The following is a 26,118-nucleotide window of genomic DNA, read 5'->3' on the forward strand; positions in this document are numbered from 1 at the left end:
TATGGTACGGTGGACCCACCCTGACCCATCCCGAACTCAGGTGTGAAACGCTGAAACGGCGACGATAGTTGGAGGGTTGCTTCCTGCAACAATAGCTCGATGCCAGGGTAATTTTCGATAATGTTCCTTTTCTGCTGCTTCAGTAGGGAAGGAATTTTAGTATCTTATTCCTTGTTTAATGCCGTGTTGCTGAATAGACGTATGATTTATTGAGGGACGGGCACATCGACTTAAGCGGTTCCGCGTCTTGATAGGTCCTATCGCGATTGTCGGTAGCACTTTACCCGCAGAGCTCGTCTTCTCGCAGGCATTCTCAACTTTGAGATTGCACTTGCCATTTGATCTATGCAAGAGGTCTATTGCATGAGTTGTACCCTCATTTCATATTCTCATTATGCAATGCCTTTAATGTTTTTCATTTATGCCTATGTTGAATAGGACATTTTATTCTTAGGGGTGAAAATCAGTTTAAAAAGCTCATTGGGTAACTGCTTCAAGCACTTGGCTTCAAGCCAAAATTGCTATTCAGGTAGTCGTAAAAAAGTAAGTCCAAATTCAGAGGCTTTCATTTCCCGCGCTTTCAGTAATAGGAAAGCACTTGAGAACATAAAAGAGAATGCTCATTTTTAGTGGATGCTCGATCGCTAAAAATGACTTCTAGTGGGTATTTTAGCTTTACTGTCACCCCTTAAGCTGTTTTCACGGGCCTAGAACATTGCATTACTAGCTGAATCGCCAAAGTGAGAATTGTTGACCTCCTAAGTTCTGCCCTTGCCAAGTGAGAAGCAAAATGGTTATAATGAAAAACATTGGTTTTGAGTGACGATAAATGACTATGAAAGTTTTCTTCATTTGAAACTATTGCTAGGCTCAGTAGCTCAGTGGTTAGAGCAGGGGACTCATAAGCCCAAGGTCGCAGGTTCAAATCCCGCCTGAGCCATCAAGGATAAAGCGTTTTAGGGAGGTTGTTATGGTGATCTCCCTGAAATTTTTTGAGGTAAAAGAGGGGAATTTGGGCGAAAAACTGGTGTAAAACTGGTGTAAAAATAGTACTGGTGAACTAAAAATAGTTTACACTTGGGTGTAAAAGTACTAAGGAAAAAGTCATGCAGGTTGTCGCACGACAGATGGTTTTAGATCTAAAGCTCAAGTAATCCTAGATCCAAAACCATTGGTCCTAGGTCGTGTTGAACATTGTGTGAAGTTGGGCTGAATAAGCTAAAAGGCGATGTCAACTCCGACTCTACTGAGCAACGAACTTTAGCACAAACTGCTTGAGCTGTTGCGGTATCAACCGGGCATTTATATCGGAAACGAAGCGCAATGTCGCCGCTTCATGGAAGCTGTTTTGTGAATTGATCGAAGTGGGGCACAATGGCGAATGCTGCCGTCAAGCTATGGCAACTGGAACAGTGTGTTCAAGCGCTTCGACCGTTGGAGTCGTCGCGGCATTTGGCAACAGCTTTACCAGCGCTTGCTTATAGAACTGGACTTAGAAAACCTGCTGCTTGATAGCACGATTTTACGTGCTCACGCCTGTGCAGCCGGGGCAAAAGGGGAGGGCAGCAAATGCAAGCGCTAGGGCGCAGTCGTGGTGGGTTTAGTAGTAAACTACATACCTTTGTCGATGGACTGGGAACCCCTCATAGCAGTCGAAGGGTTAGATAGGGGGTAATATCGTTCAATTTGGGGGGTCTACAATAGACCTCCTGCATGAATCAGCAAGAATGTGCCAGTTCGTGGTTGAGTAGTCCCGCAATCAAGTTCAAGCGCAAGCCAAACCGCCGTCTTCGGTTGCGGTAGCGTCCTGAGAAGATGCGAAAGATCTTGAAGCGACGAATGATATGCTCCACCCTCACCCGCAGTCTTGCTAATGCAAGGGTTGTGCTGCTTCTCGTCCTCAGCTAACGGTTGGTTGCGCGGTTTCTTCGTGGGAGTACAAGCCCCAGCATGACGCTTAGCAAACCCCTGATACCTCGGTCAGCTAAACATAACTGCGATGGCACAAAGGGCAGTCGGCTTCGTTTCAGCAGCTTGAAGTCATGCATCTTGCCCTCGGCGGTTGCGGTAGCAATCACTTGCCCGTTATCAAACTCCACTAGCAGTTGCGCCTTCAGCGTATGGCACTTTTGCTTGCCACTGTAGTAACGTTTCTGTTTTTTTTCGGGCGTTCAATTTCAACTTCGCCCACATCCCCCATCAACACTTTCCATTCCCATCCGGGCTTGTACAACTGCTGTTGGCTGGGCAGGCGAAACTGACCGCACTTGACCAGGATGTCTTCCACTTTCCGGATAATGCGTCCGACTGTGGTTTCATGCAGTCCCCAACTCGTACCGATGTGAAACTGGCTGCGATATTTCCGCCAATATTCCAATGTCACCAGCAATTGGTCTTCAACGCTCAGTTTGTTTTGTCCGCCTCGTTGTCCCTGGCGTTCCAGGTGGGGGCGTAACACCTCGACCATCTCGCCAAAGGTTTCCCGACTCACGCCACACAATCGCTTAAACTCTCCAGCAGACAGGCTTTGCAATTCTTGGTAAGGCATGGCAATTCCTCCTTGTGCTCAGTTCTGCCATGCGCCTACCCCTTTTGCAAGCCTTTGTTCCTAACTGGCACATTTCCTCCCATTCGTGCAGGAGGTCTTTTATTTTGGCTGCTCTTTTTTAGCTGTTCCACCCTTCGCTTAGTCTAAACTCCAGTTATGACCACAGCATTCAAATCCTGGATATGCTCGAAACCTATCGGGAGTTTAGCGTCCAGCATGATGAATGTTTACCTATCTCCTGTCAGCAACCGTTGAACGAAATCATGAAAACGTTGACCGTGATTTCCAGCATCTTTATTCCTCTAACCTTTATCATTGGGATCTATGGAATGAACTTCAACACCGAGGAATCTCCCTGGAATATGCCAGAGTTGAACTGGTATTGGGGGTATCCAGCGACTCTAGCTTTTATGTTGAGTGTTGCTGTGAGGATGGTCTTCTTCTTCTGGGGTAAGGGTTGGTTTAGCAGTTTATCCACGGTTAAAGCGAGTAACAAGCATCGAAGTTCCGGTGCAAAAAAATTACTACAATAAACTACAAAATGCGCTTGAAAACTGGTGTTTCTGAAGATGGTAATGCGAATGGGGCTATCCATCGGAGCGATCGCCAAACTTTACAGCAACCGTACCTGAAGCGGAAGTAGGAGGAGCAGGAGGGATTCAAACGTGAGCGACAAATCCGCAACCCGTCGTAACATGCTGCAATGAACGTGACGGAACAGAAGCAACGCCTGTCTGAACGAGGAATCACAATTTTTAGCTTGAATCAGAAAAATGTTTTGGCAACATTAAACATTGAGGGCAAACAAACTCATTGCACCCGGAACAGTACGAGTCCACGTTCATGCCATTTTGCAGAAATTGGACGTACGCGATCGTAGCTAACCAGCAGTCATCGCCATTCAAAAAAGTCTTATTGACCAGCAGTTGCTATCTAACCCATAGGCATTTAAACATTAGTAGTTTAACGTTGGTTTGGGATTTGGTTTGGGATAAAGAAGGGCGACAGCGCGATACCAGTATTACCATACGCCTTTGACTTTAATTGACGAACAGAATAGACGACTAGAGATAGAGCATGAGTAGACATCGGAGGGGGAGAAGGCAAAGCTGGGCTTGTTTGCCTTGCCAGAGACCGTTTTTTGTAACACAACCAATGCCCAAAGAGTAACTTGATTAAGCCAGTTCAGTCACGGAATAATCGATCGATTGGTCTAAAATACGCTATGCTAAATAACACGATTTTAATCGGTCGCGCGGGTGTAATTCAGTGGTAGAATGTCACCTTCCCAAGGTGAACGTCGTGGGTTCGAGTCCCATCACCCGCTTAGATGGCAATTACTGGTTTAATCTTATAAAAAGAACAAAGAGCTTACATTAGGCTTGAAACCCTCTTTCTACATGGGTTTTAGTGATATGGAGGGTTAGACAGTAAATGTTTAAATTTGGACAAATAGAGGTTTAATGGACAGATGTTGGCAATTATTTGTTTAAATTCAGTAGGACTAGCTTCTGCCAGCTTTTAAGGCAAAATGCTTGCCCCACGCATGATTTAGCCTTTAGGGATTTAGGACAGTAAATGTTTAAACTGGACAAATAAAGGTTTAATGGACACTGGAATTAGAGTGTCTGGAATAAAAAGCTTTACCTCAACACCTGGATATTACTAACCCTAGTGAACCCGTTCTAGAGAAGTTCTAGGGTAGCAATGCGGGAAATTGAAATTCTCTTCTGAACATAAATCTTTGAATATAATTTCTGTAATTACGAATTTTTGAGTATAAATTAGTGTGAATCAGAGTTAAATCGTTCCGTAACAATTCAGTAATCCCGATCGTATTGACCTCTATACTAAATCGAAGTTCATGCCCTCTAACTTCAGGTATAGAGTTTATGTCCCACGTCGTTCAACGCTCGCCGTTCTCGTTCACAGCTGTCATCGAGTATTGGAACTGCTGGAGAGCTGCCTGCAATCAAGCGATAGCTAATTATTACAATCAGCGAATTGAGAGCAACCCGGAAGGGGAAGCCCAGCAATATTGGAACCGACTCACACATCCTCAATCAGGAATTAATGTCGAGCAGATCACCGATGCAATGCTCAGCCGCTTAATGCAAAGACTGATTGAGCAAGGAATTTCTAAGTTTGCAGTCGATCGCTTCATCCTGGAACTGCGGCGGCATACGAGGAGTATTCGGTCAGCCCAACTGGCTCAACGATAATTTTTTCAGCATCATTTCCCATCTACTGCGAACCCCGATCGTCAACATGAAAATGGCACTCACGCTGCGGATGCCAATGACTGAGCAGGGGCAGAACTGAATCGCAAAACTTCCTGCAGAAAGTCGAGGATCTCGATCAATTGCAGGAAGCGTGCGATCGTCAATTTGCAAAGGTGGAGGATCTGCTGAAGCTCCAGGATAAAGCTACAGTGTACTGACGCTGGAAGTCATAAAAGCTGGTGCTTACAAAAATCAGCCTGCTCCTTTTTTGATTCCCGTTCTGCGCTCCACAATTTCCTTCACAATCAGCGTGACGATCGCCAGACAAGCCAGCAGCGTTGCAGCAGTGTAGGCAGACTGGGTGTTGTATTGCTTATATGCCTCTTCAACAAAGAGCGGCATTGTTTGTGTCTTGCCCAGAATATTGCCTGATACAACGGAGACGGCTCCAAACTCGCCCATCGCCCGCGCATTGGTTAGGATAATTCCGTAAATCAAACCCCAGCGCACATTAGGCAGGGTGACGCGCCAAAAAATTTGCCAGTCTTTCGCGCCCAGGGTTTTCGCCGCTTCTTCCTGCTCTGGTCCAACTTCTTCTAGAACCGGGATCACTTCCCGCGCCACAAACGGTAGCGATACAAACGAGGTTGCCAAAATCATGCCGGGGAGTGCAAAAATCACCTTGAGATCGATTGCTTGCAGCATTGGACCAAACCAGCCCTGCCGTCCGTAAAGCAGCACGATCATCAAACCCGCGACCACTGGGGAGATCGAGAAGGGCAAGTCTAGAATACTCAGGAGCAGCGTTCGACCTGGAAAGCGATTGCGGGCAATCACCCAGGCGGCACAGAGTCCAAAGATGGTGTTTACCGGGACGACAATCGCTGCAATGATCAGCGTGAGCTTCACGGCATTCTGAAACTCGCGCTCATTAAAGGTATGCAGAAATCCAGCGATGCCGCCACTACAGGCCTGCACAAAAACGTTCAGGGCAGGGATAAAGAGAATCAAGCCCAGATAAACCACCACGAAGCCAATCAGCCCCCATTTCACCCAGGCACCCGAGCCTACTTGGTTTGCAGCTTTAAGTTTTTGATTCGATCGATCGACCGTCATCCCAGTGTTATGAGCCATAGCGTCGTCCCCAAGCCTGTAAAAGATTAATTGCCAGCAGCATCGTCAGCGAAACTAGTAGCATGACCAGACCAATCACCGTTGCCCCCGTGTAGTCGTACTGCTCCAGCCGTTGAAAGATCAAAACGGGTGCGATCAGATCTTTAAACGGAATGTTGGAGGACACAATCACGACCGATCCATATTCTCCAACCGCTCTGGCAAACCCCAACGCAACGCCCGTTAAAATCGCAGGCAGGAGCGGCGGCAGCACCACGCGCCAGAAGGTCTGATTCGGGGAAGCCCCCAGCGACCAGGCAGCTTCTTCCACGTCGATTTCGGTTTCTTGTAAAACGGGCTGTACGGTTCGCACCACAAACGGCAGCGAAATAAACAGCATGGCAACAAACACGCCGAGCCGTGTAAAAGCAATCTTGATTCCAAACGGAGCCAGCAGTGAGCCAAGCCAGCCGTTATCGCTATACACCGTTGCCAGCGTTAAACCTGCCACTGATGTAGGTAGGGCAAAGGGCAGATCGATCGCCGCATCTAAAAATCGCTTGCCAGGAAACTCGTAGCGCACCAGCACCCAGGCAATAATCACTCCTGCAATTCCGTTAACGCCTGCCGCCGCCAGGGAAGTCGTAAAGGTCACATCATAAGCAGACAGCGCGACTGGATCAGTGGCAATCTGCCAGATTTTGGACAGGCTGAGGCTGCTTGCCTTCATAAACAAGGCAACGATCGGCAACAGCAGCATCACCGCGAGATACAGGATAGTGACGCGCCAGGGCAGCGATGGCAGTGAGAATTTACCAGAACGTTCCGGGCGGCTCACCGGCGATTGAGACGTAGAAGTCATCCGCTAAAACTCCGAGATTGGATATCGATAATAAATGAGGGTTTAGGTGTCGGGGCTGGGAGATTGTTGGAGCAATGTTTGAGGATCTACATTGCAAAGAACATTAAGCTACCCTCGAAGGCTGGCTTGAATCTGGTCAAACACTGCTCCGTCATCAAAGAACTTGGCTTGCACCTGACCCCAGCCCCCTAGCTCTTTCACCGTGAATAGGTTATTAACTTTGGGATACTGCGCTGCAAACTCCTGAGCAATCTGCTGATCGACTGGACGAAATCCGGCTTTGGCAAATTCTCGCTGTGCTTCTGGTGTAAACAAAAACTGCACAAATGCTTCCGCGACGGCACGAGTTCCGTGCTTATCTACATTGGTATCCACAACAGCGATCGGATTATCGATCGAGACATTGATATCGGTCGGCAGCACCGAAGGCAGATCCATGCCGTTTTTCCGTGCCAAAATCACTTCATTTTCATAATTCAGCAGCACATCGCCCTGTCCCTGCTGAAAGAAAGCGTCGCTGGCTTCCCGTGCGTCTCTAGGGAGTACTGGCGCATTGCTGTAAACGCGCTTCGTGTAGTCTAACGCCTGCATATCATTGCCCTCTCGCTGCGTCACTGCGCCCCAGAGTGCCATAAAGTTCCAGCGTGCCCCGCCGGAAGTCTTGGGGTTTGCCGTCACCACGCGCACATCTTCTCGCGCCAGATCCGCCCAACCCTGAATGTTTTTAGGATTGCCCTCGCGAGTCACCAGATCCACAACAGAGTGCGTGACGATCGCCCCATGCGGAATCCGCTGATCCCAACCCGCCTGAAGCAGTCCGGCTTTCTCAATTCGCTTCATATCCAGTGCGAGGGCGAGATTGACAATATCGGCATCTAAGCCATCCACCATAGCCCGTGCCTGCGCGCCCGACCCACCATAGCTCTGATTAAAGACCACGTCCTGCTGATGCTCTACCTTCCACTTTGCCGCAAATAGGGGCAGGATGCTTTCGTATGCCGATCGCGTCACTGCAAAGGAAACCAGCGTTAGCTCAACCTGGGAACGGGAACTTCCTACCGAACTGCAAGCCACGATCGAAATCGATAAGCTGATCCCCAACAAAAACCCTGCGATTAACCTTTTAAGCGATCGACCTCTAAAAAATTGGTAGCCAGACCCAACCATGAAAAACTCAACCCCAACAACTCAAGAATCAACAGCTCAAAAACAAAATCGGCGAGACAAAATCAAATGCTATAACGAATGACCAATGACCTAAGAACCAACGACCTAGGTTACCTGCCCAATATCCTCTGTTTCCCCTTACCCCCTCGATTCCCTAACTTCGGCAGCTTTGAATCCAGGAAAAAGCTCAGTTTTATCCAAAATTGGGGACTAGGGAGACAGCTCACAAACATCACTGTCTATAGATTACTGGTCAAACAGCCTCTCAAACAATCTTAAACCCAATAATCCCGACCGAATTACCGGAATTAATATGAGACTACCTTAGCCTGGGGGCAAACGCACAGGATTTCGACCTGAAATGGCACTGCTTTGAACCGTTAATCGTGTAATCCTGAACCAGGTTTTGCTTAGCCTCGTCTACCGATCGTCTGATGACCTCTGTTCTGACTTCTGTTCACGCTCCGTCTTTGGGTACCTTTATATACGACTTCACCTCGGTCGATCGAAGGATTGACGCGATCGGGTGATTTCTACCAAGTGACGTTCGACGTAATCTTGAAGAACAATTAAGCTTGTAGGCGACTGTTCCTTTGACAACAGATTAATCCTCCTGCCTGCTTGAGAGTAGGTAATAGGCACAAATTCCTATCTGTTTTCCTTTGTTCAAGAATCAGGGTGACTTGTCTGTGTCACAATGTAAACGGTTTTGCCAACTCAATTGAATTGCTTTTTGGAGTGGGCGTGAGTCATGGAACCGATGTATGAATATGCCTGGCTAATCCCCTTTCTGCCCGTAGCAGGGGCGATGGTGCTGGGTTTGGGTTTGATTTCTTATGGCGAAACAGTCAGCAAGCTTCGCAGTCTAAGCTCCACGTTTATTGTGTCGCTGACGGGAGCTGCAATGTTTTTCTCGTTCGCGCTGCTGTGGAGCCAAATTCAAGGACACGCCCCCTATACCCAGATTTTTGAATGGGCGGCGGCAGGTGACTTCCACCTGAGTATGGGCTACACCATTGATCACATTACAGCGATGATGCTGGTAATCGTCACGACGGTTGCCTTCTTCGTGATGATCTACACCGATGGTTACATGGCTCATGACCCCGGTTATGTCCGCTTTTATGCGTATCTGAGTCTATTTAGTTCTTCAATGCTGGGTTTGGTCGTTAGTCCGAACCTGCTGCAAGTCTATATTTTCTGGGAACTGGTGGGGATGTGTTCCTACCTGCTGATTGGCTTCTGGTATGACCGCAAAGCAGCCGCAGATGCCTGTCAAAAAGCTTTTGTAACTAACCGGGTCGGCGACTTTGGGCTGCTGCTCGGCATTCTCGGTTTGTACTGGGCAACGAATACGTTTGAGTTTGATTTGATGGGCGATCGCCTGACCCAGCTCGTCGAGTCGGGCGCAATCAGCATGGCACTGGCAGGCTTGTTTGCGGTGCTGGTGTTCCTGGGACCTGTGGCGAAGTCAGCTCAGTTTCCCCTCCACGTCTGGCTACCGGACGCAATGGAAGGTCCAACGCCCATTTCCGCGCTGATTCATGCTGCAACGATGGTGGCAGCAGGTGTATTTCTGATTGCCCGGATGTATCCGGTGTTTGAAAACATCCCCAGCGCAATGAACGTTATTGCCTGGACAGGAGCCTTTACTGCCTTCCTGGGAGCCTCGATCGCCATTACCCAAAACGACATCAAGAAGGGTCTTGCCTATTCCACGATGTCCCAGTTGGGCTACATGGTGATGGCAATGGGCGTGGGCGCGTATGGAGCAGGGCTATTCCACCTGATGACCCACGCTTACTTTAAGGCGATGCTGTTCCTTGGTTCGGGTTCCGTCATTCATGGGATGGAAGGCGTAGTCGGTCACGATCCAGTCTATGCGCAAGATATGCGGCTGATGGGCGGTCTGCGGAAGTATATGCCCATTACAGCAATTACCTTCTTGCTCGGTACGCTGGCGATCTCTGGAATTCCCCCGTTTGCTGGGTTCTGGTCAAAGGATGAAATTCTGGGTTCCACCTTTGAAGTCAGCCCAATTCTGTGGAGCATTGGCTGGGCAACGGCTGGAATCACGGCATTTTACATGTTCCGGATGTACTTCAGCACTTTTGAAGGCGAATTCCGGGGTACGAATTCTGCGATCAAGCAGCAGCTTAAGCTAGAGCAGCTCCAGCGTCTTGGTCTGTCGATCGGTCCTGGCGCAATGAACTCTCAGGAACTCGAACTGTCTGCTGAAGGGGAAGACCATGAGGCGCACACGGGCGACGAACATCACCATAGTGAACCCCACGAATCGCCAATTACAATGACCTTGCCGCTGATGGCACTGGCGATTCCCTCTGTGCTGATCGGTCTGGTAGGCACTCCCTTTGCGAACTACTTTGAGGAGTTCATCCATCCCGGTCATGGGGTGATGGCAGAGCAGCTTACCGCTACCGCAGAAATGGCATCTGAGTTCGATCTAACCGAATTCCTGATTATGGCGGGTAGCTCGGTGGGCATCGCGCTGATCGGGATTACGCTAGCATCGCTCATGTATCTGAGCCGCAAGATTGATCCAGGGACGATCGCTGAGAAGATCAAGCCGCTCTACAACCTGTCCCTGAACAAGTGGTACTTCGACGACCTGTATGATGTGCTGTTTGTGCAGGGCAGTCGTCGTCTGGCACGGCAAGTGCTGGAAGTGGATGTACGAATCGTAGATGGTCTGGTTAACTTGACTGGCTTTGTCACCTTGGTTACTGGGGAAGCCCTGAAATACCTGGAAAATGGTCGAGTGCAGTTCTACGCGCTGATTGTGTTTGGTGCAGTGCTGGGATTGGTGCTGGTCTCCGGTGTCACCTGATCGCTTAGATTTCATTGGGCAGGTTGAGTGAATCTATTTTTCCTAACCTGCCCGAATCCTTGAAATTATTTGGCTTTCAATTAATTCAACCTTAAAAATCAGCAGTTTCTGGGGGAAGCAGGGTAGAACGGTTGCAGGATTGTCTATGCTGTTTCCCTTTTTCGATCGGGTTCAGCAAGGGTTTGAGCCGCGTTTTAGCTCCTATCCTTGCCTCTTAAATCCCCCGATTCTAAGGCGCTTTGAGCCACCAAACATTCTGGTTATATAAAGAAGGCTTTTAGCTTTTAAAGGCTCAGTTTCCCCCAAAATTGGGGCTGGAGGGCGGTTTCGGCTTCTCTAACCCTTCTCCAAAGTTCACACTCTCAAGAAATGTAAAATCTTCCGTTTTCCAGACTGACAATTTTCTGTAAACCCACAACAATGAGCTTGTGACGGGAAGAGAACACCTCATTCCTCAAGCACTCATCACAAAACGCCATGACTATCGAGAACTTCCCCTGGCTAACCACCTCAATTCTTCTACCCATTGTTGCTTCCCTGTTTATCCTGTTCATCCCGGATAAAGACGGTAAAACAGTGCGCTGGTATGCCCTGATCGTCGGCTTGATCGACTTTGTGATCCTGGTGTATGCCTTTTATACCCAGTACGACCCCTCGAATCCGGGAATGCAGCTTGTGGAAAGCTACTCCTGGGTTCCTGCGCTTGATTTGCGCTGGTCCGTGGGCGCAGACGGAATTTCGATGCCGCTGATTTTGCTAACCGGATTTATTACCACGCTGGCGATCCTGGCATCGTGGCCCGTCACGCTGAAGCCCAAATTTTTCTACTTCCTGATGCTGGCGATGTACGGCGGACAGATTGGCGTGTTTGCTGTGCAGGATATGCTGGTGTTTTTCCTAATGTGGGAGCTTGAGCTGATTCCGGTTTACTTGCTGCTATCGATCTGGGGCGGCAAGAAACGCCTTTACGCAGCGACCAAGTTCATCCTGTATACCGCAGGCGGTTCGCTGTTCATTCTCGTCTGTGCGCTGGCAATGGCGTTTTACGGCGATACAGTCACGTTTGATATGCGATCGCTCATGCAAAAGGATTACCCGCTCAACTTCCAGCTCTTGGTTTATAGCGGGTTCCTGATTGCCTACGCAGTGAAGCTGCCGATCTTCCCGCTGCATACCTGGCTGCCGGACGCGCATGGTGAAGCGACTGCCCCAGTCCACATGCTGCTGGCAGGCATTCTGCTGAAAATGGGTGGATACGCGCTGGTTCGGATGAATGTGGAAATGCTGCCCGATGCTCACGTTTACTTTGCGCCGATTCTGATTATCCTGGGCATCGTTAATATCATCTATGCAGCACTGACTTCGTTTGCTCAGCGCAACCTGAAGCGCAAGATTGCCTACTCCTCGATCTCTCACATGGGCTTTGTGCTGATCGGGATTTCTTCTTTTACTGACCTGGGCTTAAGCGGCGCGATGCTGCAAATGGTGTCCCACGGTCTAATCGGGGCAAGTCTATTCTTCCTGGTGGGAGCAACCTACGATCGTACTCACACCCTGATCCTGGACGAGATGGGCGGGGTTGGTCAAAAGATGCCCAGGATTTTCGCCATGTTCACGGCTTGTTCGCTCGCGTCGTTGGCGTTGCCCGGCATGAGCGGCTTTGTTGCAGAAATCATGGTGTTTGTGGGATTTGCAACCAGCGATGCCTACAGCATGACCTTTAAGGTGATTGTGATTACCCTGGCTGCGGTCGGCGTGATCCTGACTCCGATTTATCTACTGTCGATGCTGCGCGAAATCTTCTTTGGTCCCGAAAACAAAGAGCTGGTATCTCACGAAGCTCTGATTGATGCAGAACCGCGAGAAGTGTTTATCATTGCCAGTCTGCTGATTCCGATCATCGGGATTGGCTTATATCCGAAGCTGATCACCCAGGTCTACGATGCGAAAACGCTGGCGGTTACAGCAACGCTGCAAAATTCGTTAGCGACAATGGCAGAACAGCAAACGCGATCGAAGCCAATTGCCCTTCAGCCTGCGACTGCTCCGGCGATCGAATAAATCTTGCAAAATCAAACCGATTGACTCTGGGGGCAGTAATGTCCCCTTTGTTTTTGAAGAATTTTTGCCTGAAGAATTTTTGGTTTAAGAGTTTTTGGTTAAATGCACACCCATTCTTAAGGGGTTTTAAAGACTTGGAGTTTCCTCGAAGTTTTTATAGAGTTTTAATATTCGATCGCCGAACAAATTGCGAAACAGACTCCAGGACGAATCGCTATGAAAACTTACGACTGGCTGGTAGTGGGCAGTGGGCTGGCGGGTTCTGCGCTGGGATATGAGCTGGCGCGGGCAGGATATCGCGTTTTGATGCTAGAACAGTCTGCCACAGCCAGTTCTCCTACAACCCATAATGCGACCCAGTGCAGCTATGGCGGTATTGCTTACTGGTCGGGCACAACGCCCTTGATGCGCCAGCTTTGCCAGGAAGGACTTGAACTGCACCGCACCCTATCTGCCGAGCTAGACGGCGATACCGAATACCGCGAAGTAGATTTGCTGCTGACGATCGACCCCGATCGCGATCCGCAAGCTGTCGCCTCAGCCTACAGCAAAATGGATGTCGTCCCAACCCTGGTTGATTCTGTGATTGCCTGTGAGCTGGAGCCTCTGCTTAATCCTGATGCCATTGCCGCCGCGCTAGTTGTGAAGCATGGGCACGTTTCTCCAGAAACAATCGTTCGGGCCTATCAGCAGGCGTTTCTGCGCTTGGGCGGCGAGATTTGCTATGAGCAGGTGACAGGATTCTGGCAATCTGAAGCTGATCTCTCCCGTTACCAGGGAGTTCAGACTGAGACAAGCCACTATGTTGGTGAGAACGTGGTGGTTTGTGCTGGAGGGTTGAGCCGATCGCTGTTTCGCAAAGCAGGTCTGGCAGTTCGCCTTTATGCCACGATCGCCGAACTCATCGAACTGCCGCCTGGAGAAGTACGCTTGCAGTCGCTTGTCATGCCTGCGGAGCTAAAGCGATTTGAGCTAGAGGCAGCTGCCGGAGCAGTAGACTCGCTTTGGAATGAACCCGATCAGGAAATTACCCCTGCCATTCTTGATGCTGGAATCGTGCAGTTTCGCGACGGGCGCATCCGCTTTGGACAAATCAGCCGCGTTCTCAGCAATCCCCTGACCCCAACCGAAGCGTTAGGTGGGGAACAAGCAATGCGATCGGCGATTGGTCGTCTGATGCCTGCATTGAAGGATCAGCCCGGACAATGGCGCAGTTGCCCGGTGGCATTTAGCTGCGATCGGCTTCCTCTAGTAGGTGCAGTTCCTGATCGAGCCGGAATTCATGTTTTTTCAGGCTTTGGCAATCCGTTTGCCATTCTGCCGCCCCTTGCCCGTCGCTTTGCCTACCACGCTGCCGGACAGCCCGATCCTCTGCTGCTTCAGCTTTCTCCAGCTCGATTTTAAATGTCGATCGCTTCTGGCGGACAGACTGTTTGAAAGAAGAGCCACTCATTCCCCAGCCCTTTCTCCCAGCCACCCTAAACAGGTGGGCAAAGGGAAGCAAGACAATAAATCGTCAGATCGTTAATGAGATCCAAAGTCCCTTGCCTCCAAACAGTAAACAGGCGGGAGAGGGATTTAGGGTGAGGGCAAGCATTTGTGCAGGAGCATTCATGCAGGAGACATGATGATCGCGATCGCACTCGCAACCAGGAATGAAACCAATTTTTAAAGCAGGTCTAAAGCAAGCCTAAAGCAGGTCTAAAGCAAGCCTAAAGCAGGTCTATTGATCCCTCTGAAGCAAACCGTGAATTTCCTGCTTCTGATTCAAAGACCGAAGCACAGATATTCGCTAAACTGGGTTTAAAGCTATTCTAAGTCCGTAGAGGATTTTGACACCCAAGGGCAGTTTGTATGTACCTCCTTTTGCAAGCCTTACAGACCTTTATCGGCATTTACACTGCTTTGCTGTTCATTCGGATTTTGCTGAGCTGGTTCCCCAATATTGACTGGTACAATCAGCCTTGGGCAATTCTGAGTCAACTCACCGACCCTTATCTCAATCTGTTTCGATCGATTATTCCCCCGCTCGGCGGCATGGACTTCTCACCGATTCTGGCACTGCTGCTGCTGCAAGTTCTGTCCTCACTCTTTACGCAGGCGGTTGCTGCCTCGCTTTAAGGGTTTAAGCCTGAATCACTACAACAAAGGGGGCATCTCAACCCCCTCTTTTTTATTGGCATTTTTATCGGCATTAACTTTTGTTGGTGTTGCTATCGCACGCCCAACACGAGTCATTTCACAGCAAACAAGTGTCTCTCAGCTAAATCTCTCAGTTAAATCATTCCTTCAGGTAGAGCAGTCCCCGTTAAATCTGCCCCTGACAAATTGGCTCCCCAAAGGTGAGTTTGTCGCAGGTCTGCCTGAGCAAGATTGGCATGGCTGAGATTGGCTCCGGTGAGATTTGCCCCTGACAAATTGGCTCGTTTCAAATCAGCATGGCTCAGATCAGCCTGGGTCAAATTGGCTTCGCACAGGGTTGCTTCGTGTAGAATTGCGTTTTGAAAATTTACCTGCACTAGCAACGCTTGATATAAATTTGCGCCCGACAAATTCGATTGGTTTAGGTCCGAGCGCCAGAAACGGGCATCGCTCAAATTTGCCAAAGTGAGATTCGCATGGCTCAAGTTTGATCGAGTTAGCCGCGCTCGATATAGGGTCGCGCTGGAGAGGTCAGCACCCGACAAAACTGCCATGCTGAGGTTGGCTTCGCGCAGGTCAGCATTTTGCAGGGTGGCTCGATCGCAGATGGCTTCTCGTAAATCAGCTTGTCGTAGACGGGCTTTGGTGAGAATTGCCTGACTTAAATCAGCAGTATAAAGTCTGGCAGCAGTAAGATCTGCTTCAGTCAAATTTGCTCCTCGAAAATTGCCTAAACAGCAGTCTGCATGGGAAAGGTTGGCGTAGCTCAGATTTGTCTTCAACAACAGTGCCTCCCGCAGATTCGATCGCCGCAAATTTGCCATCGAAAGCGAAGCTGCCGAACCGTTAATCGATCTCAAATCGGCTCCATGCAGGTTAGCTTCGCGCAGGTCAGCTCCGACTAAGTTGGCTTCGCGCAGGTCAGCTTCTTCCAGGTTCGCAGTGTAGAAAATGGCTTCCTGAAGATCCGATCGCCTCAAGTCGGCTTGTCGCAGGTTTGCCATTGAGAAATCGGCAGCGTTCAGCACCACATCGCGTAAATTTGCCTGGTGCAAACTGACCTCGCGCAAATCCATCTGATGCAAACTGACCCGGCTGAGGTCAGGAAACGTTGCCGAATGTTGCCGTCGCCAGTGGTTCCAAACTGCAACTCCTTGCCTGAGCCGCATCAGATGCTCTTGATTTGCCATGAAGGTGTGTTTTTCCTGCATCCGCCGTCTGAAACTGCTGCGTGTTGCTTTGCAGATACCGCAAGGTTCGTTGCGCTTATGCCCTCGGCTAGTAAAGGACAAACTGAAGGTTTACTTCTGTCTTGTCCTTAATGTGCCCTGTCAGGAATTAGAAACTTGCACGATTGCCCTATAGGGGAACTGCTTTGCAACGCCTCTCGGCGCACCCTGAGCCATTGCTTTCCTCAATTCAGTTTTCCTCGTTGGTGCGCTGTTGTATCTCACTACAGCAACAAAAAAGGGACTCCCGACAGGAAGTACCCTAATTAACGTGATGACTCACATAATGAAGTTGGCTGTTATCCGGTTCTGTAGAATAGGTTCCCTATACAGCCAGAGCGCTCTGCCGCGATTAGAAGTTCATTTCAGCCGCCTGCACGCGCTCAATTTGCTTCTTCTTCAGCACCAACATAATTTGTGACAGCGTGACGGCTGCCAGGAATGCTATCAATCCCTTGACGCGATTGGGGCTTTGCAGCACGATTTCTGCATCTTGTTGACCAAAGCCGCCCACGTTGGGGTTATTAGTCAGAGCCGATCCTGCAACCACCTGATCGCCCTCAGAGACCATGAGCTGCGGACCTGCCGGAATCGTTTCCGTCACCGTGTTACCGTCTTCGGACTGGATGGCGATCGAGTAGCCGTTGTCGTCGGTTTTGGTGATTTGGGCGATCGTGCCTGCAACCGAAGCATTGAAGACATTGTTATTGCTCTTTTCGCCTGTAGGGTAAACCTGTCCGCGTCCACGATTGCCGCCTAAGTGAACCGAGTATTTACCAAAATGAACCGACTTATCCTGCGCCGGATCAGGAGAAAGCACCGGGAAAACAATTTCCTGATACTGATCGCCCGGCAGCGGACCCACCAGCACGACATTGTCCTGGATTTCGCTATAGGGCTGGAACAGATAGCCCGGACCGACTTCTTCCTTCATTTCTTCGGGAATTCGGTCTTCCGGCGCAATCTTGAATCCTTCGGGCAGCATCAGCACTGCACCCACGTTCAGTCCGCCTAGTTCGCCGTTGCCCTGCACCTGCTGCGCGCTGAGATCATAAGGAATTTTGACCACCGCTTTAAATACGGTGTCAGGCAGAACTGCCTGGGGCACTTCCACGTCCACAGGCTTCGCTGCCAGGTGGCAGTTGGCACACACGATACGTCCAGTCGCTTCACGGGGCGTTTCGTAGTTTTGCTGCGCCCAGAAAGGATAGGCAGCCGCCGCACGAGGAATGAGCAGATCGCTGCCAAAGAACAGAGTCAGGGTCGCTAGCAGTGCCAGAGAACCTTTCAGAATGGCTTGCTTGCCCTGAGAAAATCGCGTTGACCAGAAAGCTAATTTCATGAGTAACAGGGGTTGAATATCAGATTTGATCGAATTAAGGCCAGATTCCGTGCCCTATGACCACCAGGGTTTTTCGCCCGTGCGGAAGTCGGTTTCCGTCCACTGAGTAAAGACCACTTTGTCGTCTTCGTTCACGTCTGCATGAACAAGTGCCAGAGACAGCGGAGCCGGACCGCGGACGACTTTCCCTTCGTTGTTGTACTGCGAACCGTGGCAGGGGCAGATGAATTTGTTTTCGCTGGCATTCCAGGGAACTACGCAGCCCAGGTGTGTACAGACGGCGTTGAGTCCATAGCTGGCGATCGTCTCTGCATCTTCAACCACAATGTAAGTCGGGTCGCCTTTCAAGCCTTGTGCCAGAGCACGCTCTCCGGGCTTATGGGTTGCCAGAAAATTTTTAGCGGTGACATCGTTACCCAGCGCGTCTTTTGCGGTGACTCCTCCACCTGCACCACCGCTCGACACCGGGATAAAGTATTTGACCACCGGATAAAGTGCGCCCAGAGCTGTTCCGGTCACTGCACCGAAAGTCAGCAGGTTCATGAATTGTCGTCGCCCCATATCGGGGACATCGGGGGTTCCAGAGATTTGAGCCATGATTATTTCGATCGAGTTAAACGGTTAGCGAGTTGGTCAGGGGATGAATCAGCAGATTTGCGTTAAGTTCTGTATCTTTTCTGCGTTTTTTATAGCGGCACTCTCATCCCGCAGATACAGAAAGTAAGCTTATCTAATGACGGTGAGGCAAAGAAAAATGCTTGTGTTGCTGATTGTACAGCCAATCGATCGCAGCACTTTCGCACTCCCCTTGTATTTTACAACTTAACCTTACTTTGCTTAATGATAAGGTGAGCAAGATAGGAGAGATTCAGGGTTTAGACCTCTGCCGCCAGGGAGAAACCTTTGGGAGTGCGCGGAAGGCAGGCGAATTCAGTAAAATAACTTTGCCAGAGATCTATTCTTCTCACTCATACGACTGCTTCACTCATACGACTGCTTAGATCAACTGCTTACTTTTACTGCTCATCTATCGCTCACAAGATTTACGATGCGTTATTACACAATTCGATCGCCCTTTTTGCGGCTCAGCGCTCTCCCGCTCACCGTTGCCGGACTGGTCGCTTTTTCGCTGCCTGCGGGTTCAGTTACCCAGGAGTATCGCACCACGCCCCTCGGAGACAGACCTAGAGACTACGAAGTCTGTGTCAATGCCCTGTCTGGCTTGCAGCTTGCATCAACTGACGTGGCAGCCGCCTGCGCAGCCGCTTTGTTTCCCCGCTCGCTGGGTGAATGTGTGAGCCGAATTAGTGGAGATACGACGATCACAGCAAATGATGCACTGTCAAATTGTCGGCGAGTGCGTCGCCCAAATGACCTGGCAACCTGCGTCATCAGTATCAGCGACGGCAGTAGTGAAGGCACCGTTTTAACCAATGTGTTGGACAACTGTCGCCGGAGTTTGCTGCCCGTTCGCTTCTCTAGCTGTGTCGTGGGGCTGCGGAGCGGGATTTCTGCCTTGTCTACCGATGAAGCGATGGTGAACTGCATTGCCTCCAGCGATCGTCCCCGCGACTTTTTGCCCAGCTTTATTCCCAGTGGTCAAGAAATTCCGCTTCCGGGCGCTGCGATCGATACAACAACAGGCACGGGCATCAACACAGGTACGGGGACAACCATCGACGCAGAGGTAGATACGACGGGAACGGGTACTGGAACAGTCACTGCTCCTCCTTCAATCCCTGCTCTTTATTAATGGGGTGGAGCAGGAATAGGGGTAGATACCGGAACGAATACTGGTGAGTCTGCTGGAGAGTCCTGCTCCGACTTCCTGAAAGTGTTGAAGAACGCGAAAAGGCATGAAAAAGCAGGTGAGATAAAGATGCTGGGTTGGCGCTGTATCCAACCTGCTTTTCAGATTTTGCAATTCCTTTGCTCTACTCGCCCGTCGTCACCCGCGAACAGTCACGATTTCGGTTACGAACCTGATTAATCGTGCGGCACTGTTCCCAGGCAATCTGGCGCACCAGGTTAGGCGGCAACTGTGCCTGTTTTGCTAACGCCTGCCGGAAAAGACGAATGCTTTCCTGTCCGTTACCCTGCTTTCTCAAAATTTGCGCTTTGAGGTAGAGCAGTTCGGGATTGTTGGGCGTTTGCTGAAGGGCAGCATCTACGGCGGCGAGAGCCTCAGCAGGCTTATCCAGATCTCGATAGGCGATCGCAATCCCCCGCTGAGCGAGATACTGAGGTGCAGCACGGGTTTGCAGTCGCTCGATTGCCTGCTCTGGATTGGCAAACGGCAGATTCACTGCCAGCATTAGATCCATATAGCCTTTGAGCAAATTGAGTTCTGGGTCGTTGGGATTAATCTCCTCTGCTTCGCCTAGATGCCGAAAGACCTGCTGAAGTCTTGTCAAAACCTGTGGCGTTGCCCGTACCGTGCCCTGAGTCGAGAGGCTGTGCGCCCCTTCCAGAAATAAACCTGTTGCAATATAGAGATTGCCCCGTAGGGGATCAGCCTGAACGAGCCGTTCTGCAGTTTCGCGGGTCAGTCGAGCGTTGTCGCCCATCACTTCCCAGTCCTGATCAATATAAGCAAGGGAAGCTTTCATCGCATAGGCAAGCGGCTCATTCGGTTCTGCGTTTTGCAAAAGCTGCGCTGCCTGCTGGTAGTTGCCTTGCTCAAACAGTGACCGGAAAGCGGCTTCTGTTCGATCGCCCACCTCATGCGGGTTTGCAGTACGGAAAGGATCTGCCTGAGCGGGACTAATCCAGCTTGTAAGCGTGAGCGTCAGTGTACCTGCGACTGCTGCTGTGACCTGCCGCCATCGGGAAGGTTTGGCTCGGAAGGAGAATGACATAGCGAATCACCGTAGGTCTAAACGTTAGTGAGGACTAAAGAGGACTAAGAAAAGAAAGGACGGAAAAGGTCAAATCACCCCGAATTGAAGCGTTTTCTCAAGCAGGAATTGGCAATCAGTGAGGCAAGCCACTGCCTAACCGCAGATCCGTCTACCTGGAAAATGTGATTTAGTTGTGATCTAAGGTACAAAATCGAGTGCCGCTTCTCAGAATTATGGTAACGCCCAAGCGTGAAGTCGGGGAGTAAAGGCAGGTAATTGCCTTGACGCGATCGATCGCGCTAGGTTCCGTGGTGCTTTTCCCTTCCGCTGCCTTCCTCGACTACTATGGAAACATGCTGCCGGGTTGAATCTGCCCCAGCCCTCATTCGTGTCGCGATCGTGAATGCTCTATCTTAAAGATTTAACCTATCATCCGGCAGCCACCCCTGCCCCGATTCTGAAATCTGTTCAGCTTGAACTGGCTCCGCAGCAGCTTGGGCTAATTGTCGGTCCGAGCGGATCGGGCAAAAGTACGCTGCTGGAAATTTTGGCGGGTCTGGCAAAGAAAACCTCTGGCAGCCTATTTTGGCGCGAGCAAGAGCTAACGCCGGATCAGCTTCAGCAGCTTGCCGGACTGGTGTTCCAGTTTCCCGAACGGCACTTTTGCGGACATACCATTCTGGAAGAACTGCGCCTCGGTCATCCGGAACTCGGCAAAGAGCGAATCGATCGCGCTTTAGAAGCCGTCAGGCTGGATCACATTTCGCTTCAGGCTTCACCTCGATCGCTAAGCGGTGGACAGCAAAGACGTCTTGCCCTTGCGGTGCAGCTTATTCGTCAGCCTGGGGTGCTGCTGCTGGATGAACCCACTGCGGGGCTGGACTGGTCAATGCGCCGTCAGCTTATTTCTTTGCTAGCAGAGCTAAAGCGCGAATGGAGTTTGCTCGTTGTTTCCCATGAACCGGGTGAAATTGCGGGCATCGCCGATTGCTGTTGGACACTGCAACACGGAGAACTGGCTGCGTCTGATCCAGAATCGCTGCTAGATAAGGAAACGGTTGTGCAGGGATGAGCCAGCAGGAATCCAGCATTGAAGCCCCTCACGAAACAGCGTTGCCAGAACTCGCTGAAGTATGGCAAAAGACAATCGGCTGGCAGCCCACCCCAGAACAGCAGCAGCAATTTCAGCAGCTTTACCGAGCGATTCTCACAGGCAATCGTCAGCTTAATCTGACCCGGATTACCGAGCCGCAAGAATTCTGGGAAAAGCACCTCTGGGACTCACTGCGCGGCATTCAACCCTGGATTTGTTCAACTGATTCTGATGCAAATGCTTTGAGGGCGATGCGAAGCAGTTCCCCCGTCACGGTAATCGACATTGGAACTGGAGCCGGATTTCCCGGTGTGCCTGCGGCGATCGTTTGTCCGCACTGGCAAATGACGCTACTCGACTCGACCCGCAAAAAAATTGCTTTTATTGACACGCTGCTCGCCCATCTGGAATTGCCGAACGCCAAAACCCTGGTCGCTCGGGTAGAAGCGATCGGACAACAGAGTAACTATCGCGATCGATACGATTTGGCTCTGATTCGGGCGGTTTCTGCTGCGTCGGTTTGTGCCGAGTATGCGCTGCCGCTCCTGAAGCAGGGAGGCACGGCGATACTTTATCGCGGACAGTGGACAGACGAAGAACAAACTGGCCTCGATCGCGCTTTAGCACCGTTGGGCGGTAAGCAGGTGTTTATTGATGCCTTCACGACTCCTTTTACTGGAAGCGTTCGCCACTGTATTCACATTCAGAAAGAGAAGCCAACTCCGATCGAGTTTCCGAGGGCGATCGGAGTGCCGACGCAGAAACCCTTAGGATAAGTCAACGGCAGAGATTAGACTTTCACCGTACTCTCACTGGCTGTCTTTGGCAGCGAAGAGGAGGCATAGTTTTCATTGCGTGAGTTACGCCAGGAGCGTATTTCTCGCTTTACCTTCCTTATAAAGAGGTTGAGTCGTGTGTCTCGGACACCTGCCCAGGCAGTCTGATCAAGGTAATGTTCAAATAAAGGGATTGCAGGATGATTGCAGGCCAAATGCCACGGCTTAGAGATGGCATAGTGAACAATCAAAGGATCATCGAGAACGGACTGATAAGTTTCTGGATCATCAAAAGGGCTTTCTTTCCAGTCAGAAAACTCATAGATTTGCGGCATTTGATTCCAGCGCGGATCAAGCTCGCCCCATTGCCCTTCTAAAACTGCATTGAGAGCATCCTGATCAGGATCGTGAATCGTCGCTCGATTCTGTTCAATAAATTCAAGCGCCTTCGCCCCAATGCGATCTTCCCGCCATTTCTGAAGATTAATTACTAACAATCCACTGTTGAAGTATAAAGAATCAGGATTTAATCCCAGTTCCTTATAGTTACTCAAACCTGGAACGAGCGAGAATAAATGGGGGTATCCATTCCGGATTGCCAAGACAGGTTTGTCTCCCAGCTCAACCTGCCACAGCTCTTCTAGCGGCCCCAGAACAACCATGTCGCTGTCTAGATAAATTACTTTTTCGAATTCTTTTGGTAAAACCTCTGTGACCAAGAGACGGTAATAAGCAGCAACAGTGAGATACCGTAGTTCCGGCAGGTTTTTATACTGATTCCGATCAATCTGAATCCACTGTATTTCTAATTGATTCGATCGAAGAGAGGATTCAATTTTTCGTTTCGTTGCTTTTTTAATGCCGCCATCCATAATGAAGAGTAGGATTTTCGTTGCTTTGCTTGCCAAATTAGACAGTACTGAGTAGATCGTCACTGTCAGGGGCATTGCGTAAATTTCATCGGCTGAGCAAACGACAACGATCGGCTGAGCATCAGGAATATGAGATTGCATGAAACTGAATCTGTTCAACGGTTTATGTTTTCTTATGTCTTCTGTCGTAGCTTCTACTTATCACTTCTCTAGTCTCCTGAGGAGTAGTTGAAGCCTTATCAACATAAGTTTGTTTAGTTAGTTCTAACTCTATCTTCTATAAACAACCCTGATTTACCGGATTTTAATATCAATTAAAGCACTATCTTACTCACAATATTTAAGATAGCTTGGAACTAAACTTCAATAGATAACTTTATGCAGTGTCTCCAGTTGAAAACTGGTTCTGTCGCAATCACTTACCGTAATAAAAATCTGTAAGGGCAGCTCGTGAACTGCCCCTACCAATCTGTAACTCTGCTTCGAGAACTGACTTAGCTTCCGCGACACTTAGAGCATTAGACGTTCAAACTAATTTCCATATGCCATGCAACGCCTTGTCAATCCAGCATTAAACTGCAACGGCTTCTTTCACTGGAGCAAAGTAGGCATCTTGCTCTGCTCGCAGCTTGTCGCACAGACGACCTTCTGGCAGTTCCACATCGTCGTAGGTCAACGCTTGGTCTTTGGGGATATCTCGCTTCAAACGGCATCCTTCTGCTAAGCCGATCGGCAGGAGCCGCTGCTTCTGCGTGATTTCAGCGGTTTCGCATTCGCCGTAGGTCATGTAATAGCCCAAACCATCAAGCGTTTCGCCTGCCTTCAGGTCAATCTTGGCAGTGGTGATTACATCGACCTTCGGACCGGCGATCGGAGCCATGACTGCATCCTTAAACAGGACCACGCGGGCAACCGACAGCGGAACTTCAAAGTGGCAGAGGTGATAGGGCGTGTAGAAGCTGTACAGCGGACCTTCGCCCAGCTTGTAAAGGTTCAGGTAGTGCTGCTGCTTGAGGTCATCGTGGGTTGCGAACACAAACACACCCGGACCCGGACGAACCCCAACCACATAATCCACAATGCCGCCCAGCTCTTTTAATTGGTCGACGTCATACATTTTGGTGCAGTCGTCGATATGTCCGGTGTACTTGAGGTTGAATCGCTCAACCAGTTCGTCCTTGTGACGATTGAAGTCATAGCCATACATCCCGCGCTTGGCGACAGTCATGCCAGTTGCATTCGCCACGATCGCCTGCTCAAAGGAAATCTTCGTTCCATCGGCAAAGCTCGTCACCATGTGCGCTTTTTGTCCCCACTGCTTGGCAAAGCCTTCCTGCGTGGTGGGGTTGCGGTAGGGGTCTTGCAGACCTTTGATATTGCCGCAGAGCAGTGGGGTGAGTCCGATGCTCTTGACAAACCGATAAAGGTTCATCTGCACACCGGGCTGATCGCCGTCGCAGGCAGAAAGAATCACGCCCGCTTTATCGGCATATACCTTCAGAATGGGTCCGATCGTGCCGTCCAGCTCAGCGTTCATCAGAATAACGTGCTTTTTGTGAGCAAATGCTTCCAGCACCACATGAGCACCAAACTCGATCGCGCCCGTGACTTCCACAATCGCATCGATGCCTTCGGCACGGCAGAGCAACAAGGCATCGTCGGTAACGGCATATTTGCCCTGGGCAATCGTAGCTTCTAGATCGGCAACGGTATTGACCACCCGTGCATCTTCAATACCTACTTCGGTGTAAGCCCGCTTTGCACCATCCAGGCTGCGGTTGGAAATCGCAACCAGTTCCATTCCCGGAACAGAATTCACAATTTGATTCGCAATCCCACGCCCCATGAAGCCTGCGCCAACCATCGCAACACGAACAGGATTTCCAGCTTCAGCGCGTGCTTGCAAAGCAGTATCAACAATAAACATTCAAAAACTCCCTATAAATCTAAAACAAAACGTTTTGCTTGACCTTTATTCCAGGCCCCTGTTGAGGTAGCCAATCATCAATTTCTGGTTAGGCTCTTGGTCGAACCATGCGGGGGAATGCGGGTTTGAGGACACTTGATCGCTCTTTGGAAAACAGGGCAGGCAATAAGTCATTCGCGAGAAGGCTCTTGATGTAGCCAATCTTGAATCCCATCCCCCAGCACCAAAGCGCAAAGCCACCCCTGCCACGCCGGATATTAAACGTACTCATTAAATACAGTTTGATGCCACTTACTAAGTAGGAAGACATCGAAACCAATTCTTTGAGTAGGGTGTACCACCCAAACGAACGGTCGCTGTAGCGCAATAGCAGCGGTACATGATCCCATCCCCAGTTCTGCGCCTGTCGGTACATGGCTGCATAACTATGACGCAGGCGATAGTGAACAACAGCATCTGGAGCGAAGTGTAAGGGAAATCTTGCAAGCTGAATTCTCCAGCAATAGTCAGCATCCCATGCAGTAGAGACTTCCAAATTAAAATCTCCAACTGCTTCGTACACCGAACGCTTCATTCCCAGATTACAGCCGAAGGAGAACGGGAGATGGGGAGGATGCGGAATGTCGCTGTCCATTAACCCTTCTGACTGATACCACTTGCCGTAATTACAGGCTGCAACGAGCCAGGGTTCATTTAACCTCGTGTATTCTAATGGTCCCGCAACACTGTCATAAAGACAGAGTGCTTCCGCCATTGCCGCTAACCAACTGGGAGAGACTTCATCATCTGCTTCACAGAAGCAAAATGCGTCTCCTGAAGCTGCTTTTACGCCTGTATTGTAGGAATGCGCTACGCCAAGCCGGGGTTTTGAAAAATCGTGAGCCTGAACAATTTTTAGATCAGGAAGACGATCGCGATACTGCTCAACAATTTTCATGGAATCATCCGTGGAGCCATTGTTCACCACAACTAGCTCCCACTCGCCACCCCATTGCTGGTTTACCAGTGCTTCTAACTGAACTGCGATCGTTGCAGCACCGTTATAACACGGGAGAATAACACTAATCTTCATGAAA

The 26,118-nt window shown here is 50.0% G+C and carries 21 protein-coding genes, 2 tRNA genes and 2 pseudogenes; 13 read left to right on the forward strand and 12 right to left on the reverse strand.

Translation table 11 applies throughout. The features are described 5' to 3' along the window. The first annotated feature begins 867 nt into the window (after positions 1-867). Positions 868-940: transfer RNA gene (locus NDA02_RS15490), tRNA-Met, on the forward strand. A gap of 387 nt (positions 941-1,327) precedes the next feature. Continuing rightward, positions 1,328-1,644: pseudogene (locus NDA02_RS15495) on the forward strand (IS5 family transposase); the annotation flags it as partial. A gap of 260 nt (positions 1,645-1,904) precedes the next feature. Here NDA02_RS15495 and NDA02_RS15500 read toward each other — a convergent pair. Both NDA02_RS15500 and NDA02_RS15505 read right to left on the reverse strand, forming a co-directional pair. Then, the gene (locus tag NDA02_RS15500) at positions 1,905-2,117 is read right to left on the reverse strand and encodes a hypothetical protein (protein WP_190794775.1); all 213 of its coding nucleotides are present in this window, start codon (positions 2,115-2,117) and stop codon (positions 1,905-1,907) included. After that, positions 2,114-2,548 carry a transposase family protein gene (locus NDA02_RS15505; protein WP_190794774.1) on the reverse strand — a complete coding sequence of 145 codons (435 nt, stop codon included), beginning with the start codon at positions 2,546-2,548 and terminating at the stop codon, positions 2,114-2,116. Before NDA02_RS15505 ends, NDA02_RS15500 begins: the two co-directional genes overlap by 4 nt. Positions 2,549-2,670: 122 nt before the next feature. Between NDA02_RS15505 and NDA02_RS15510 the strand changes: the two genes are divergently transcribed. The 4 genes and pseudogenes from NDA02_RS15510 to NDA02_RS15525 all read left to right on the forward strand — a co-directional run bounded on the left by NDA02_RS15510 (position 2,671) and on the right by NDA02_RS15525 (position 4,770). Beyond that, on the forward strand, positions 2,671-3,081 hold the full coding sequence (locus tag NDA02_RS15510; protein WP_277879281.1) for a CorA family divalent cation transporter: 411 nt from the start codon (positions 2,671-2,673) through the stop codon (positions 3,079-3,081). 279 nt (positions 3,082-3,360) lie between these two features. After that, a pseudogene (locus NDA02_RS15515) lies at positions 3,361-3,432 on the forward strand (DNA-binding response regulator); the annotation flags it as partial. Positions 3,433-3,803: 371 nt separating this feature from the next. Then, positions 3,804-3,875, forward strand: a tRNA-Gly gene (locus NDA02_RS15520). 565 nt (positions 3,876-4,440) lie between these two features. Further along, positions 4,441-4,770, forward strand: coding sequence for a hypothetical protein (locus NDA02_RS15525; RefSeq protein ID WP_190791532.1), 330 nt, complete (start codon positions 4,441-4,443; stop codon positions 4,768-4,770). 252 nt (positions 4,771-5,022) lie between these two features. Here the strand turns inward: NDA02_RS15525 and cysW are convergent, their stop codons facing one another. The 3 genes from cysW to NDA02_RS15540 form a co-directional block, all read right to left on the reverse strand. Next, the gene (gene cysW / locus NDA02_RS15530) at positions 5,023-5,886 is read right to left on the reverse strand and encodes a sulfate ABC transporter permease subunit CysW (RefSeq protein ID WP_190791539.1); all 864 of its coding nucleotides are present in this window, start codon (positions 5,884-5,886) and stop codon (positions 5,023-5,025) included. Positions 5,887-5,893: 7 nt separating this feature from the next. Continuing rightward, a complete protein-coding gene (gene cysT, locus NDA02_RS15535; RefSeq protein ID WP_190791531.1) occupies positions 5,894-6,745 on the reverse strand; it encodes a sulfate ABC transporter permease subunit CysT in 852 nt (283 codons plus the stop codon). Positions 6,746-6,853: 108 nt separating this feature from the next. After that, positions 6,854-7,912, reverse strand: coding sequence for a sulfate ABC transporter substrate-binding protein (locus tag NDA02_RS15540; protein WP_190791530.1), 1,059 nt, complete (start codon positions 7,910-7,912; stop codon positions 6,854-6,856). Positions 7,913-8,663: 751 nt separating this feature from the next. Here NDA02_RS15540 and NDA02_RS15545 point away from each other — a divergent pair. The 4 genes from NDA02_RS15545 (at position 8,664) to NDA02_RS15560 (ending at position 14,942) form a co-directional block, all read left to right on the forward strand. Then, a complete protein-coding gene (locus tag NDA02_RS15545) occupies positions 8,664-10,760 on the forward strand; it encodes an NAD(P)H-quinone oxidoreductase subunit 5 (RefSeq protein ID WP_348249859.1) in 2,097 nt (698 codons plus the stop codon). 483 nt (positions 10,761-11,243) lie between these two features. Continuing rightward, a complete protein-coding gene (locus NDA02_RS15550) occupies positions 11,244-12,821 on the forward strand; it encodes an NAD(P)H-quinone oxidoreductase subunit 4 (protein WP_348255302.1) in 1,578 nt (525 codons plus the stop codon). Between the two features lie 216 nt (positions 12,822-13,037). Then, on the forward strand, positions 13,038-14,225 hold the full coding sequence (locus NDA02_RS15555) for an FAD-binding oxidoreductase (protein WP_348255245.1): 1,188 nt from the start codon (positions 13,038-13,040) through the stop codon (positions 14,223-14,225). Between the two features lie 450 nt (positions 14,226-14,675). Next, on the forward strand, positions 14,676-14,942 hold the full coding sequence (locus NDA02_RS15560; protein WP_190793559.1) for a YggT family protein: 267 nt from the start codon (positions 14,676-14,678) through the stop codon (positions 14,940-14,942). Positions 14,943-15,097: 155 nt separating this feature from the next. Here the strand turns inward: NDA02_RS15560 and NDA02_RS15565 are convergent, their stop codons facing one another. From NDA02_RS15565 to petC, 3 genes are all read right to left on the reverse strand, one after another. Next, positions 15,098-16,153: a pentapeptide repeat-containing protein gene (locus NDA02_RS15565; RefSeq protein ID WP_348249710.1), complete on the reverse strand. Its 1,056-nt coding sequence runs from the start codon at positions 16,151-16,153 to the stop codon at positions 15,098-15,100. A 391-nt stretch (positions 16,154-16,544) separates the two neighbouring features. Then, positions 16,545-17,534 carry a cytochrome f gene (petA, locus tag NDA02_RS15570; protein ID WP_348255247.1) on the reverse strand — a complete coding sequence of 330 codons (990 nt, stop codon included), beginning with the start codon at positions 17,532-17,534 and terminating at the stop codon, positions 16,545-16,547. A 54-nt stretch (positions 17,535-17,588) separates the two neighbouring features. Further along, the gene (petC, locus tag NDA02_RS15575; protein ID WP_348255248.1) at positions 17,589-18,131 is read right to left on the reverse strand and encodes a cytochrome b6-f complex iron-sulfur subunit; all 543 of its coding nucleotides are present in this window, start codon (positions 18,129-18,131) and stop codon (positions 17,589-17,591) included. A gap of 451 nt (positions 18,132-18,582) precedes the next feature. Between petC and NDA02_RS15580 the strand changes: the two genes are divergently transcribed. After that, complete coding sequence (locus tag NDA02_RS15580) at positions 18,583-19,287, forward strand: hypothetical protein (RefSeq protein WP_348255250.1); 705 nt, start codon at positions 18,583-18,585, stop codon at positions 19,285-19,287. A 181-nt stretch (positions 19,288-19,468) separates the two neighbouring features. Here the strand turns inward: NDA02_RS15580 and NDA02_RS15585 are convergent, their stop codons facing one another. Then, a complete protein-coding gene (locus NDA02_RS15585) occupies positions 19,469-20,392 on the reverse strand; it encodes a Sll0314/Alr1548 family TPR repeat-containing protein (RefSeq protein ID WP_190793564.1) in 924 nt (307 codons plus the stop codon). Between the two features lie 385 nt (positions 20,393-20,777). Here NDA02_RS15585 and NDA02_RS15590 point away from each other — a divergent pair, with 385 nt between their 5' ends. Continuing rightward, on the forward strand, positions 20,778-21,446 hold the full coding sequence (locus NDA02_RS15590; RefSeq protein ID WP_190793565.1) for an ABC transporter ATP-binding protein: 669 nt from the start codon (positions 20,778-20,780) through the stop codon (positions 21,444-21,446). Further along, entirely contained in the window at positions 21,443-22,243 is an 801-nt protein-coding gene (gene rsmG, locus NDA02_RS15595) for a 16S rRNA (guanine(527)-N(7))-methyltransferase RsmG (RefSeq protein WP_190793566.1), read from the forward strand. The genes NDA02_RS15590 and rsmG overlap by 4 nt, the downstream gene beginning before the upstream one ends. Before the next feature lie 14 nt (positions 22,244-22,257). On the opposite strand, the gene NDA02_RS15600 is transcribed toward rsmG, so the two are convergent. From NDA02_RS15600 to NDA02_RS15610, 3 genes are all read right to left on the reverse strand, one after another. Then, positions 22,258-23,256 (reverse strand): glycosyltransferase family 8 protein, encoded by a 999-nt coding sequence (locus NDA02_RS15600; RefSeq protein ID WP_277879250.1) that lies wholly within the window; start codon positions 23,254-23,256, stop codon positions 22,258-22,260. Between the two features lie 430 nt (positions 23,257-23,686). Then, positions 23,687-25,042: a Gfo/Idh/MocA family oxidoreductase gene (locus NDA02_RS15605; protein ID WP_190793568.1), complete on the reverse strand. Its 1,356-nt coding sequence runs from the start codon at positions 25,040-25,042 to the stop codon at positions 23,687-23,689. Between the two features lie 88 nt (positions 25,043-25,130). Beyond that, on the reverse strand, positions 25,131-26,114 hold the full coding sequence (locus NDA02_RS15610) for a glycosyltransferase (RefSeq protein ID WP_190793569.1): 984 nt from the start codon (positions 26,112-26,114) through the stop codon (positions 25,131-25,133). Positions 26,115-26,118 lie beyond the last annotated feature (4 nt).

The sequence above is a fragment of the Leptolyngbya sp. ST-U4 genome, from assembly GCF_039962215.1.
Lineage (GTDB): Bacteria > Cyanobacteriota > Cyanobacteriia > Elainellales > Elainellaceae > Leptolyngbya_A.